We start from the raw sequence: 13885 nt of genomic DNA, 5'->3' as shown, positions 1-13885 counted from the left end.
TAACTTATTTATTCCTTTTAACTACGCGCGAGAAACGTATTTACCTTCACGAGTATCGATGATTAGAACGTCACCTTCGTTGATAAACATAGGAACTTGAACAGTGTGTCCAGTTTCTAATTTTGCATTTTTAGTTGCGCCTGTTGCAGTGTTACCTTTGATTCCTGGCTCTGTTTCTGTAACAGCTAACTCTACGCTTGTTGGCAAGTTAATTCCAAGAATTTCACCTTGATAGCTAACGATATTAACTGTCATGTTTTCTTTCAAGAATTTCAATTCCCATTCCAATTGCTTGGAGTTCAATTCGAATTGATCGTAAGTTTCGTTATCCATAAATGCATGCTCGTCACCACTTGCATACAAGTATTGAACTCCACGGTTCTCGATTTGAGCACGAGCAATCGTTTCACCTGCACGGAAAGTACGTTCTACTACGTTACCGTTACGCAAGTTTCTCAATTTAGAACGCACGAATGCTGCGCCTTTACCTGGTTTTACGTGTTGGAATTCCAAAACGGAATAAATATTACCTTCTACTTCTACGGTCAAACCTGTTTTAAAATCATTTACTGAAATCAAAATAACGCCTCCTCAGATGTGGTAAAGCTGGTCTCTTGCATAATTCTATGAAGCCTATATATTGTACTATACCCCATAACAATCGGATACTATATCATCATATACAGGTATTTTATTCGGCAAAAGATAGTCATCATCCTGCATGACAGAACAATCTTTTCGTTATACCGGTAAAATCGTAAGTTCTTTGGTGGAATGAGTTAATACTCGAATACCATCTTCTGTGATTAATACATCATCTTCAATACGCACGCCGCCAAACCCTGGAATATAAATGCCCGGTTCTACGGTTACGACCATACCCGGAGATAATACCGTATCGCTCATTTTAGACAAGCGAGGCTCTTCATGCACTTCCATACCGATACCATGACCTGTGCTATGTCCAAATGCTTCACCGTAACCATGAGAAGCAATAACATCACGTGCCAGTGCATCTGCATCTCTACCGCTCATACCTGGTTTTAAGTGTTTAAGCGTATTCAGTTGTGCTTCTAGTACGATATTGTAAATTTCAAGATGCTTTTCAGTTGGTATACCTACAAATACAGTACGGGTTAGATCAGATACATATCCTTGATAAATTGCACCAAAGTCTAAAGTAACAAATTCATTTTCACCGATTACTTTTTCGCTTGCTACGCCATGAGGCAAAGCAGAACGTTCACCTGAAGCGACAATCGTCTCAAATGAAGTCCCTGTTGCTCCTTGACGACGCATAAAGGATTCCATTTCAAGTTCGATTTCTTGCTCTGTTACACCTGGTTTGATGTAGTTCAGGATATGGCTAAATGTGCGATCTGCGATATCAGTCGCTTTTTCGATAATAGCAATTTCTTCAGCGTCTTTGAAATTACGAATCTCTTCCATGATGCCGGATACAGGAACCAGCTCCACTGGTGCTAAATGTTTGCTGTACATTGCATATCTGCTATAAGGCACCAAATCTTGTTCAAATCCAAGCTTACTGATATTGCCTTTGGACAACAATTCTTTCATCGTATCGACTACATTTGCCGAATGTTCAACAACTGAAAAAGCTGTGGCTTGTTCTGGCGCTTGAGTCATATAACGGAAATCAGTCAATAAGTAAGCTTCCTGTGCAGTCACTAACACATAACCCGCAGAACCTGTAAACCCTGTCAAATATCTGCGATTCACACTACTTGTAATTAACAATGCCTCTAATTGTTGCTCTTGCATTGCTTGACGTAACTTATTTAAACGTTGTGTACTCAATTACATCTCTCCCCTTCAGCGTTTTAGAATAAAATACGACGTCTTCTAGTGAAATCAAAAATAATCTTTGCAAAGCAAAATATCTTACTTTCGCTTGGTTCTTTGTATCGTCGTATTGTGATCATTTTGGACAAATGTAAACTGAGAAATAGCCAAAAATTATTTTACCATACGAATTGCAATTTTGAGAATAGGCAGTACAATATCTTATCTGTTCTCTCTAGGCTTTCTCATAGTGTATTCTGGTAAAAATCAGCTAAATCCGCTACAATTAAAGGATAAGCTTATTTCTATCTATGATCAATGAACAGATAAGCTTGATCAGGCATTTCGTGAGTCACGATAATGTCGAACTACGGAAGGGTGACTGTACTTGTCAAAACAATCTGCTCCTCCGAGCTATGGCGGCCAAGCAGTAATAGAAGGCGTTATGTTCGGTGGAAAAAATGTGAATGTGACCGCTGTAAGACGTAAAGATGGTGAGATCACCTTTTTAGAAGTACCTAGACAGGATAAGTCATGGGTCAAAACATTACGCCGCATTCCATTGTTGCGAGGAATTATAAGTTTGATTGATTCAAGTGCCAAAGGCTCCAAACATCTGAATTATGCTGCTGATGCTTATTCCGAAGATCAGATGAGCCCTGAAGAATACGCAGAGCAGAAGCAAAAAGAAGAATCGAAAATGAGTCTTAGTATGATGCTTGGTGTGGCAGTAGTCGGTATTCTTTCTTTAATCGTAGGTAAGCTTGTTTTTACACTGGTTCCTGTGTTTGTCGAAAGTTTATTATTTGGAAAAGCTTTTGACAATCATGCACTGCATACGTTGCTTGAAGGAGTTATCAAAATTGTTCTGCTGTTGATCTACCTCTGGGCGATCTCACAGACACCTATGATTAAGCGACTGTTTCAATATCATGGTGCTGAACACAAAGTTATTACAGCTTATGAACATGGTGAAGAATTAACACCGGAAAATGTGCAAAAGTATAGTCGTCTGCATTATCGCTGCGGAAGCAGTTTTATTATATTAACCGTTATTATCGGAGTGATTATCTACGCACTATTCAGTTGGGATAGTCTAACTGAGCGTATTATCCAACGTATCGTTTTGTTGCCTGTCGTGATTGGTGTGTCGTTTGAATTTTTGAAATTTACAAATAGCTTGCGTGAAGTACCTGTATTACGCTATTTGGGATATCCCGGATTGTGGTTACAGTTGTTAACAACAAAAGAACCGACACTGGATCAAATTGAAGTCTCTATTGCTTCATTCAACCGCATGCGTGAATTAGATGCTGCTCTTGAACAACAGCATGTTCATTCTGCTGTTACCACTTCTTCGCCTGACCCTGTGAAAGGATGATAAAAATGAGAAAATCACCTGTTCAACTGATTGTTTTTGGAGTAGCTATGTTACTGGGTGCGGTCGGGCTGTTTCTTGAAATATTCCAAATGGTGGCTTCTCCTGCAACATATAATTGGGCGAATCTTATTGTACCGATCATCTTAATTGTTGTATTGTTTTTGGTTCTGCGTTCTACTTCTGGTATGTCTGGTCGAAGTTACAATGGCCCCAAAGTCAAACCTTCTGCACGCACCATGGCTAAAATGAATGGATCACAGAAAAATAGCTACAAAACAACTTCTGCTAGACCATCCAGCAGTCATTCATCCAAACCGAAAAAGAGCTATCCTTTTCAAGTGATTCAAGGCAATAAAGGAAAAGATGATGATGAAGCTCCAAAATTTCACTAGATTAATGAATAGAATCCAGATCCGTTCACTATAGCAATTATTATCATAAAGCTATTTATATCTATAAAAAAAGTATGACTGTTCCTTCTTACAAAGGAATAGATCATGCTTTTTGTTTGTTATCTAGGTATTATGTTCTCAGATTTTAATGTTCTATATTTATCGATGTTACTTTTTTAATCATAGAAAAGGGATTCTATCGCCTCAGTATCCGGCTGATAAAATCCCTTTTTTGTAATCTTATACTATCTTATAATCCCCAGTATGAACGTAATTTTGCTAATACGCCTTGCGGATTCTTTTTCAAATCTTTAGCACTGAAGAAAATACTACCTTTGATATTGCTGTATTTCTCATTGTATTTGAGCTGGTTAATGATTTCATTAGAACTGTTCCAGCCAATTTCTGGTGTACTGATTTTGTAAAGCGCCTGACCGATATACAGATCGACACCTGTATTTTTGGTTTCATTTGCCCACCAGTCTACTACTTTATCATAACGAGCTACAGGAAGTGTCATGCTCCAGTATACTTGCGGAGCAATATAGTCGATCCAACCATTTTTGATCCATGTGCGGGTATCTGCATACGTTGTATCGTAAGCTGTTACGCCTGCTTTGGTATCTGAACCTGTAATATCTGAAGATTTGTTACGCCATACACCGAATGGACTGATTCCGAACTTCACAGCAGGTTTGGAATTGTGAATCGATGTATTTAGTTGTTGAACAAAACTGTTAATATTTCCACGACGCCAATCCGCTTTTGTTTTGAACTTACCACTGTTGTAACTAGCATAGGTGCTATCATCGCCGAACTTGTTCGAAGCGGTTTCTGAATATGGATAGAAATAATCATCCAAATGTACACCATCAATATCATAGTTATTCACAACTTCCATCACTGTATCAATAACCGATTGACGAGCAGCTGGAATTCCCGGGTTCAAATAATATTTATTATCGAACTTAATCACCCAGTCAGGATGTTTGAGTACTACATTGTTGCTTGCCAATTTGCTTGTATTCGCATCGGTTGTTGCGCGGAACGGGTTAAACCATGCATGGAATTCCATACCACGCTTATGAGCTTCAGCAACCATATACTCTAATGGATCATATCCAGGATCTTTGCCCTGTGTTCCGGTTAGATATTTTGACCATGGCATCAGTGAAGATTTGTACAATGCATCTCCAGCAGGACGAACCTGTACGAATACTGCATTAATCCCCATACCTTGTAGATCATCTAACAATTTTGAAAATTCTTGCTTTTGCTTGGTTGCACCGGATGTAGCCGGCCAGTCTAGATTGTAGACAGTAGAGATCCATGCACCACGAAGCCCATCTTTGGCTACGGTGCTCGTTGGAGCTTTTCCACTATTACTATTATCTGTTGTTCCTGTATTGGTAGTAGGTGGTGTAGAAGGCTTGCTACTGTTATTTTTACTACCTGTACCTTGATAGCTACTTGTTGCTAGATTTACCGTTTGGTTGGCTTGATCCCAATTAACATCAAGACCGAGACCTTCCCCGATAAAACGTAGCGGAACCATCACACGACCGTTTTTCATTTCAACCGAAGCATCTAAGCTAACCGATTTATTATTGATCGTAGCCGTATTCTGACCGGAAGTCAGTACCAGCACTTGCTTATCGCTGGTAATCGTAACAGTACTTGTCGATTGATTCCAGACGATTTTGGCTTTTAAATTTTCACTCACTAAGCGCAAAGGAACCATCGTTACATTGCTCTTGCTGGTTATGTAAGGAGCAGCATCCCCTTGTATCTGTTCTCCATCTAGCATGATCTTAATATCCGAATCTGCGGCGTGAAGTGTACTACTGATCGAAGGGACAATCATCAACATGACTAAAAATACAGCGATAAAACGAACCATTTTCATAAATTCAAACCTCCAGTAAATCGTTGCTTGGTGCTTATAACATTAGACGACTGACAGTTACCAAAGTTGCGAACAAAATAAAAGACATCTGCCAAGTGATCGACAGATGCCTGCCTTACGAGTCGCTAATCAGCTCTTTTTGTAGATTCTGTAGCGCTTCCACACGTGACGGATCACGACGGAAATATTCTAGCAATGTTTCAATTTGAGTGATCGAATTCCAACTCAGGTGATGCTCTATACCTTCTACATCTTTGTATATATAATCCGGGTTAACACCGATAACATTCAGGAAATCTTCGAGTAATTGATGGCGCTCTACAAGGCGTTTGCCCATCTTTTTCCCTTTGCTTGTCAGCACTAATCCCCGGTACTTCTCATAAATCAAATATTCATCTTTATCTAATTTTTGGATCATCTTTGTAACGGACGAAGGATGTACTTCTAACCCTTCTGCAATATCCGAGACACGCGCATATCCCTTTTGATCGATTAATTTATAAATGCGCTCTAAATAATCCTCCATACTGGGCGTTGGCATCTTGCTCCCCCTTTTTCACTACGTACTGTATTCATTTAGCAAATATTGATTCAATAATCATACATTTAATTCGCATGAGTTGGCAAGTTTTGCACGCGATTCAAACGATAGAAAGAACCTTCCATGTGTACACCATATATGCTGTTCCACGGAAGGTCTTTACTTATCTTTTGAAAATACTTTTACTTCACAATCGCACCGTTCGGCATACCGTCTGGAACTGTAACTAGTGTCAATTGATCGCCATGAGAAGCCGCTAAAATCATACCTTTAGATTCTTCTCCGCGTAATTTGACAGGCTTAAGATTAGTGACGCAGATGACTTTGCGTCCTACTAATTCTTCCGGTGTATAGAACTTCGCAATACCAGATACAACCTGACGTTGCTCTGTACCTAGATCCAATTGTAATTTAAGCAGTTTGTCTGCCTTTTTAACTGGTTCAGCAGAGATCACTTGAGCTACGCGCAGTTCAACTTTGGCAAAGTCGTCAATACTGATCTCAGGCGCTTGTGACTCTTCTACTTCTACAGGTGCAGAAGCTGGTGTAGTTGATGGTGTAGTTTCAGTTGCAGCTGTTAATACGCCACCCATCGCTTCTACGATATAAGCTACTTCTTCTTTGCTATCTAGACGAGGGAAAATAGGGTCACCTTTAACAACAGTCGTACCTACTGGAATCTGACCATACGTACGAATACTTTCCCAAGCGGTAAGTTCGCCTTCTGTAATGCCAAGTTGTTCCCAGATTTTTTTCGGTGCACGTGTTAAGAATGGTTGCAATAATACAGAAACGATACGCAATGTCTCTACAAGATGATACATCACCGAATCCAATTGCGGTTGATTAGCTTCGTCTTTGGCAAGTACCCACGGTTGTGTCTCATCAATATATTTGTTAGTACGACTAATCAACTGACTGATCGCTGTTAGAGCTACAGAAAATTCAAGGTTTTCAAACGCATTTTCTACTTTCTCGATCGTTTGTGCAGCGATATCTTCTAATGTTCCATCCACTTCAAGTAGACGACCTGGATAAGCAGGAATAGTACCACTACAATACTTATCGACCATAGCTACCGAACGATTAAGCAAGTTACCTAGATCATTCGCCAAATCTGAATTGACACGATCGACAAAGCTCTCCGGTGTAAATGTACCATCAGAACCAAAAGGTACTTCACGTAGCAAATAGTAACGCAGAGAGTCTAGACCATAACGATTGATTAAAGTTACCGGATCAACCACATTGCCTTTGGACTTGGACATTTTACCGTCTTTCATCAATAACCAACCATGTCCAAATACTTTTTTAGGTAATGGTAGATCTAGCGCCATCAACATAATCGGCCAATAGATTGTATGGAAACGAACGATTTCTTTACCTACCAGATGAATATCTGCTGGCCAGAACTTGTTGAATAATTCTGGATTATCTGTTCCATAGCCTAATGCTGTAATGTAGTTAGAAAGTGCATCGATCCATACATACACAATATGCTTAGGATCTCCTTTAACTTGTACGCCCCACTCAAACGTAGTACGGGAAACTGCCAAATCTTCAAGTCCCGGCTTGATAAAGTTGTTGATCATTTCATTTTTACGGGATTCAGGTTGAATAAATTCAGGATTATCTTGATAGTATTTTAATAGACGATCTGCATATTTGCTCATACGGAAGAAATAAGATTCTTCTTTAACTAATTCTACAGGATGTCCACTATCCGGACTTTTTCCACCAATAATCTCGCCATCTGCATTACGCTCAATATCGACAATTTGCGTCTCTGTATAATACGTTTCATCCGGAATACTATACCAGCCTTCGTATTCACCTTTATAAATATCACCTTGTTTGAGCAAACGATCAAAAATTTCTTGAACTACAACTTTATGGCGCTCTTCAGTCGTACGGATAAAATCGTCATACGAAATATCTAATTGATCCCACAATTTTTTGATTCCTTCTACTACACCATCAATAAATTGTTGTGGAGTCTGTCCTTTTTCTAACGCTTTACGTTCGATCTTTTGTCCATGCTCATCTGTTCCTGTAAGATAACGAACATCGTATCCTCTTAGGCGTTTGTAACGAGCCATCGCATCACCGGCTACAGTTGTATATGCATGACCGATATGCAATTTGTCGCTCGGGTAATAGATTGGTGTTGTCAAATAAAAAGTAGGTTTGGCTGACATTATAATTCCTCCTTAAATATGTTGAAATTGCTATATTCTCATTTCCATATCTGGACGCAAAAAAGCCCCCGCCCCTATATGGGACGAGAGCATAGACTCACGCGTTACCACCCAAATTCTCTACTCCTTTACAGAAGTAGACTCTTTCAGTCTTTCGCAGACTGCCCATTAACGCTGGTTCACGCTGAAGCCTTACATATGTATACGTGACATATGCTTGACTACAGTTCCTCCCGGACCATATTCGATGACGCTAACCATACCGGTTCCCAGCTACTCCGGCTCTCTGTACTGGTGCATTTTTCATCTACTTATCCATTCACAGGAAATAATATTTGATGTTATGAATATACCGAACTTCCAAATCACCTGTCAAGCATTTTGCTGTTCCTGATTAGTGACTGAAGAAGATGTATCCTTCGATTTGGCAGGCGGTACAGGGTCGAATCCTCCTGGATGAAAAGGATGACATTTCCCTATCCGTCTGGCAGCTAATCCTACACCTTTGACGACACCATGAATATCAATCGCTTCTAAAGCATACTGAGAACAAGTCGGATAAAAACGACATGTTGGTGGTTTGAGTGGTGAAATGAATTTGCGATACGCATGGATCGGCGCCTGAACCGCACGACGACTCAATTTGCGCTTCACTGGCTTTTACCTGCATGCTCATGAGTATCATATTCATGAGACATCAATTTGGATGGTTTGAGATGTAGAGTGGGACCTTCTTTGCCATCTCCAGCACCCATTTCTTGACGACAATCTTTACAATATCCGAACACTTCAAATTTGTGTTTGACCACTTCAAATTGTTCAGGCATATCTGTCATATCCATCGGGCAAAAAGCAATCGGATACGTTTTTTCACATTGTAAGCAGATCATATGATGGTGATGATGATCTTGACTGCAATGACTTTTAAATTTCACACCATCTTCAAAAACAATCTGTTCTAATACACCTAGCTCCTGCATCACACGCAAATTGCGATAGACCGTATCAAAGCTAAGCCCACTGTACTTTTTACCCATATAGTCATATACATCTTTAGCGGTCAGATAACCGGGAGCTTCTGCAAATAAACGTGCTAATGTGCGACGTTGATCTGTAATCCGCAACCCTTGTGCTGACATCGTATCGATGATTTGTTCTGTCGACAGCATGAGTTATTCCTCCTGTCCTAATCTATCTTTTATCGTTTACATGAATTATTGTATTATTCGTAATAATAACTATTATACAACATAACGGTGTGCGATGCTTAATTATTCGTCAAAAGTTTATGGCGATTGCGTTACTAATTGAAGCGTATCGGAACATCATTACACATTTCTCCATCATGCCTTATTTGAACACAATCGTCAATTGATTCTAGTAAAAGTTAATGATTGTATCAGAACAAGCAAAAAAGCCCGAATCAGTAAAAACTGACCCGGGCTTTTTGATAAAACGATTATTGTTTTTTAGCTGGCAATTGTGTGAATAACAAGTTGACTGGCAAGTTACTACCAGGCGCTGCTGTAAACCACAATTCTACTGCTTCGGTATCTAATGTTCCTGTACGATAAAGCACAACATTATCATTTGCTGTTGTTGCAGCACCGCTATTTTTGATTGCTGTGATTGCTCCATTTACATACATGTAACCAGAGTAACGACCACCACGAGCATTAAAGGAAATCATTGTGTTAGGTGCAACCATATCTAACTTGATTTTGTATAACACACCGAAGTTACCTGCGTTAGAAGCTTCAGTCATTGACAATGGATCTGTACCCATTAAGTTAGGGTCACTATTATTGTCTCCGATAGGCATACGAACTGTTGTGTTACCGATCAAGTCAGCTACATGAATATTACGTACAGCATTGTCATACGTACCACGGTTATGAATACCATCGCGGTCCAATTTAGGTTCTGTAGCAAGTGCAGCGATAGGATCTTGATTTTCATCAATCATCATCACTGTGTATTGTACGTTAGAATCACTTACTAGATCGCCGAATAATGAAATAACGGTATCGTTCTTCATTGCAGTAGCACTTAGTTGATTAAAGATAACTTGGCTTTGTCCTGGTTGTAGAACAACAGATTGAGCATCTGCTCCACTTTGCATGGATTCAAAGTAACGTTTTACAGAAACTTTACCTACTGCTGTAGCATAAGGATTAGGTCCTCCAAAACCAACAGCTTGAATGTTAAGTGTAGCTGGTGTAGCGTTCGGGTTCGTTGCTACCACGTACATTTTTTTGCTACTACCTGTTTCATTCAAATGATGCACCATAAAGCGTGTTGCACCTGTAGCAGATTCTTGATATACGATACCTTTAGTTAAAACACGCTCAGGGCTGTTACTACGAATCAGACGACTTGGATCATCAGTGACTTGAGCATTTGTTACTGTTGCCCATGTTGGAATCAATGAACCGTTAAAGTCGAAAGAATCTCCAGTTGGTGTAAATAGCGGATAGAAATCTTCTGCTGTATACAATGTTTGATCTGTTATATTGATCGTTTTGCTATATGTGCCTGTTGCACCATGTTTATCGGTTACTGTTAATGTAATCGTCTGTGGACCTGGTGTAAAGAATGCTAATTGCTTATTATCCCATTTTGTTAAATCTGGGTTAATTGCATTTTCATCATCTGTACTCATATCCGTATAAGTTACCAATTCACCCATGCGATATGTTTCTTGGTTCGTATTAAACATCGCTACTGGCGGTTGGTTAGGAGGAAGTACGTTGATCGTAACTGTGTACGGATCACTCCATTGACCGGATGAATCCATTACAGAATACGTGATCACATGAGGACCTGCTTCTGCAAAAATGTCTTCGCGTCCTGTCCATGTCTCATTAGCGATAGGACTGCCATCAGAAGTGGTAGATTTTGTTTTGTATGTTACCAATGTTTGACCTGCATAAATAGCAGTAGGTGAAACAGTAAAGGAAGCTGTTGGTTTGACAACTAGATCTAATACCACTAATTTACCTTGTACAGTATAAGGAATATTTAATGCTTGAGTGATCGAAGTCAAAGGAACCATAAATACATTTTTTTGTTGAAAAGCTGGGCCTTTCATCAAAGTGCTCACACCATTTACAGTGTAGTACTTACTGTCTGTTTTGAAGCGTAATTCTTTACCATCTTTTTGCATAATGGTTTCTTTGGTCTTAGCATCGTATGTAAGCTTCAGACCGACACGGGTCACAAGTGCGCGAACCGATACGTAAGATACTCCACTTTTCACAGCCATAGGTTGATCTGAAAAGTATAATTTACCATCTTGATAAATCTGGTTAGAGTTCATCATAAAAATCACTTTGTTAGGTCCAGCAGAATACACATCAGTCACCACAGTAGGTGTTGTCGGTGTAGTTACTGGAGGTGTAACTGTAGTAGGTGGTGTTGTCGGAACAGTGGGTACTGTACCAGCAGGATCTGTCGTCGGATCAGTCACTGCGTTAGGATCTGTAACTGCATTAGGATCAGTTACTGTAGTATCGTCTCCTACAGCACCTTGAGTATCATTGTATACATCTTGTACGATACTGCTATCCACATCGCCTTCAGCAGCGTGAACTTGTGCTCCTGGAACAGTCGCAACAGTCTGAGCTACAGCGAGTAATGCAATTAGTAACGTCTTCTTGAATTTCATTATTAGGCTCCTTCTCATAGCAATTTACTGTCTTGTACATCTAAAAACATTGGTCTTTCCCCCGAATTGGCACATTAATAAGACGCACCAAACGTTAAAAAGTTTCTCTGTTGTTGAAGAAACCTTACAACATGCGTATCTGTTCACACTTCAGCCACATCTATTACAACGAAAAATCACATAAAAAACAGCCTTATCCATCAGCGATGAATAGACTGTTTTTGACTACATGATGTGCTCAGAAAACGTCATTAGTTATACTTTACCACAAATAAATCCAATAACCTATTTTAGCGATAGATATTACCTATCAGCTATAGATAGAACCATATCCTAGGCACAAAATAAACGATATCACGTTCTATAATTGAATCTGATATTGATCGTTTAAGCTAACGGGTAACTTGCCAAGTGCCGACTTCACTCCTGCGATTACAGCGGCTAATGCTTCTACAGCATACTTTCGATTTTCATAACTACATATATACGTCTTGATCTCAGGTAGATCATTTATATCATAAGGATTACGTACAGAAGCTACGATCAATGCTGTATCTGGTAGCAAAGATAACTGACGAGCTAGTTCTGCCTGTCCAAGAGGTAACAGTCCTGATGATGTATACGCAGCAAAAATCACTTTAGGATAATGAACGGCTTGCTCTAACACGTGCTGAATCTCTTCTGGTTCTGGTCTAGAATCGATAATAATCTGCGTAGCATTAATGCCATAACTACGAAGCGCTTGAGCAAAGCTGATATCATGCCCTGTTGGTTCATCGACTTCTGTTAGACGTGTTACCTGTGGCCAGATCACTAATACCTGATCGTTTTTTTGTAAAGGCAATTGCCCTTCATCTTTGACAAGTGTAATACTTCGTTCTGCAATATCACGTAAAATCGGTTCGATCGTTGACGGCTCTAAACGCTCTGTCCACTCTTCTATCGGGTAAGGTTCTGCGTTCATTTGATGTTTGGCTTTGAGCGCAAGTATACGTTCTACCGAAGCATCAATTTGTACTTCAGATAGATGACCTTGTTGAACAGCTTCTTTGATTGCTTCAATCGCAGCGATCTGATGCTCTAGTGTATGACTAACCAGTAATAGATCGGCTCCTGCTTGCGCCGCCATCACTGTTGCCTGTGGAATCGGAAAATGCTTCGCAATCGCATGCATTTCCAGACAATCGGTTACGATTAATCCGTCAAAACCCATTTCAGTCCGAAGCAGATCAGTCAATACTTTACGTGATAAAGTTGCTGGAATTGACTCTGGTTCAAACGCTGGAAAAATCACATGTGCAGACATAATCATATCTACCCCTGCTTGTATAGCCGCTCGGAAAGGAAGTAATTCTATCTGTTCCAAACGAGCCTTGTCATGAGGCACCGAAGCCAAGCCGTAATGAGAATCGACTTCTGTATCTCCATGCCCGGGAAAATGCTTGGCTGTAGCGGCTACCTGTTCTTGTTGAATCGCTTGAATGGCAGCTGCTCCATGAGTCGCTACCACTTCTGGTTTCTCTGAATAGGAACGTACACCAATAACCGGATTACGCGGGTTATTATTTACATCTACACATGGGGCAAAATTAACATTAATTCCAAGTGTGCGTAGTTCGCGTGCACTTATCGCTGAAGCCGCAGAAGTCAGACTTACATCATTTACAGCTCCTAATGTCATATTGCCTGGAATCAGGCTCATCTCGTCTTGGTCAATTCGGCTGACCATTCCTCCTTCTTGATCGATTGCTATCAATAATGGAGGTAAGCCTTGCCTGTGAGCAATCTGTTGCAATCCTGCTGAAAGGTCTGTAATCTGACGAGCTTTTCCTATATTACGGCGAAAATAAATCACTCCACCTACATGATATTTCTCTATCAATTCAGTAATATGTTCATTCGGTACATTTGTATGAAATCCGCATACAAATAATTGTCCGATTTTCTGGTCTAAGGTCAGGTCTGATAATTGAATAGTGTTCATATGTATCCCCCTT

11 protein-coding genes and 1 other annotated feature are annotated in these 13885 nt (G+C 39.9%); of the genes, 2 read left to right on the top strand and 9 right to left on the bottom strand.

Features of this window, described 5'->3' with window-relative positions; all coding sequences use genetic code 11:
* Positions 1-21: 21 nt before the first annotated feature.
* Together efp and QCD85_RS16105 are read right to left on the bottom strand one after the other, a co-directional pair.
* On the bottom strand, positions 22-579 hold the full coding sequence (gene efp / locus QCD85_RS16110; protein WP_069329094.1) for an elongation factor P: 558 nt from the start codon (positions 577-579) through the stop codon (positions 22-24).
* A gap of 162 nt (positions 580-741) precedes the next feature.
* Positions 742-1818, bottom strand: a complete 1077-nt coding sequence (locus tag QCD85_RS16105; protein WP_301263219.1) for a M24 family metallopeptidase — start codon at positions 1816-1818, stop codon at positions 742-744.
* 373 nt (positions 1819-2191) lie between these two features.
* Here QCD85_RS16105 and QCD85_RS16100 point away from each other — a divergent pair, with 373 nt between their 5' ends.
* Together QCD85_RS16100 and QCD85_RS16095 are read left to right on the top strand one after the other, a co-directional pair.
* Entirely contained in the window at positions 2192-3184 is a 993-nt protein-coding gene (locus QCD85_RS16100) for a DUF1385 domain-containing protein (protein WP_274172352.1), read from the top strand.
* Positions 3185-3189: 5 nt separating this feature from the next.
* Complete coding sequence (locus QCD85_RS16095) at positions 3190-3576, top strand: hypothetical protein (protein ID WP_273612952.1); 387 nt, start codon at positions 3190-3192, stop codon at positions 3574-3576.
* A gap of 250 nt (positions 3577-3826) precedes the next feature.
* Here QCD85_RS16095 and QCD85_RS16090 read toward each other — a convergent pair whose 3' ends face one another.
* The 7 genes from QCD85_RS16090 to nagZ all read right to left on the bottom strand — a co-directional run bounded on the left by QCD85_RS16090 (position 3827) and on the right by nagZ (position 13872).
* Positions 3827-5482 carry a family 10 glycosylhydrolase gene (locus QCD85_RS16090; protein ID WP_301263218.1) on the bottom strand — a complete coding sequence of 552 codons (1656 nt, stop codon included), beginning with the start codon at positions 5480-5482 and terminating at the stop codon, positions 3827-3829.
* Between the two features lie 115 nt (positions 5483-5597).
* On the bottom strand, positions 5598-6023 hold the full coding sequence (gene mntR, locus QCD85_RS16085) for a transcriptional regulator MntR (protein ID WP_069329089.1): 426 nt from the start codon (positions 6021-6023) through the stop codon (positions 5598-5600).
* 182 nt (positions 6024-6205) lie between these two features.
* Positions 6206-8221: a methionine--tRNA ligase gene (gene metG / locus QCD85_RS16080; protein ID WP_301263217.1), complete on the bottom strand. Its 2016-nt coding sequence runs from the start codon at positions 8219-8221 to the stop codon at positions 6206-6208.
* Between the two features lie 76 nt (positions 8222-8297).
* Positions 8298-8553, bottom strand: a binding site (T-box leader).
* Between the two features lie 40 nt (positions 8554-8593).
* The gene (yidD, locus tag QCD85_RS16075; protein WP_301263216.1) at positions 8594-8875 is read right to left on the bottom strand and encodes a membrane protein insertion efficiency factor YidD; all 282 of its coding nucleotides are present in this window, start codon (positions 8873-8875) and stop codon (positions 8594-8596) included.
* Positions 8872-9390: a Fur family transcriptional regulator gene (locus QCD85_RS16070; protein WP_301263215.1), complete on the bottom strand. Its 519-nt coding sequence runs from the start codon at positions 9388-9390 to the stop codon at positions 8872-8874. Before QCD85_RS16070 ends, yidD begins: the two co-directional genes overlap by 4 nt.
* A gap of 290 nt (positions 9391-9680) precedes the next feature.
* Positions 9681-11888, bottom strand: a complete 2208-nt coding sequence (locus QCD85_RS16065; RefSeq protein WP_301263214.1) for a stalk domain-containing protein — start codon at positions 11886-11888, stop codon at positions 9681-9683.
* 361 nt (positions 11889-12249) lie between these two features.
* Positions 12250-13872 (bottom strand): beta-N-acetylhexosaminidase, encoded by a 1623-nt coding sequence (nagZ, locus tag QCD85_RS16060; protein ID WP_301263213.1) that lies wholly within the window; start codon positions 13870-13872, stop codon positions 12250-12252.
* Positions 13873-13885 lie beyond the last annotated feature (13 nt).

The organism is Paenibacillus sp. PsM32 (assembly GCF_030433815.1).
GTDB lineage: Bacteria > Bacillota > Bacilli > Paenibacillales > Paenibacillaceae > Saccharibacillus > Saccharibacillus kyungheensis.
Note: the sequence above shows the minus strand (reverse complement) of the source record. Positions and strands in the feature narration are given on the sequence as shown.

Excerpts from the sequence above, each read along its gene's own strand:
- mntR (WP_069329089.1), bottom strand. The coding sequence starts at position 6,023 with ATGCCAACGCCCAGTATGGAGGATTATTTAGAGCGCATTTATAAATTA.
- nagZ (WP_301263213.1), bottom strand. The coding sequence starts at position 13,872 with ATGAACACTATTCAATTATCAGACCTGACCTTAGACCAGAAAATCGGA.
- QCD85_RS16070 (WP_301263215.1), bottom strand. The coding sequence starts at position 9,390 with ATGCTGTCGACAGAACAAATCATCGATACGATGTCAGCACAAGGGTTG.
- QCD85_RS16090 (WP_301263218.1), bottom strand. The coding sequence starts at position 5,482 with ATGAAAATGGTTCGTTTTATCGCTGTATTTTTAGTCATGTTGATGATT.
- QCD85_RS16095 (WP_273612952.1), top strand. The coding sequence starts at position 3,190 with ATGAGAAAATCACCTGTTCAACTGATTGTTTTTGGAGTAGCTATGTTA.
- metG (WP_301263217.1), bottom strand. The coding sequence starts at position 8,221 with ATGTCAGCCAAACCTACTTTTTATTTGACAACACCAATCTATTACCCG.
- QCD85_RS16065 (WP_301263214.1), bottom strand. The coding sequence starts at position 11,888 with ATGAAATTCAAGAAGACGTTACTAATTGCATTACTCGCTGTAGCTCAG.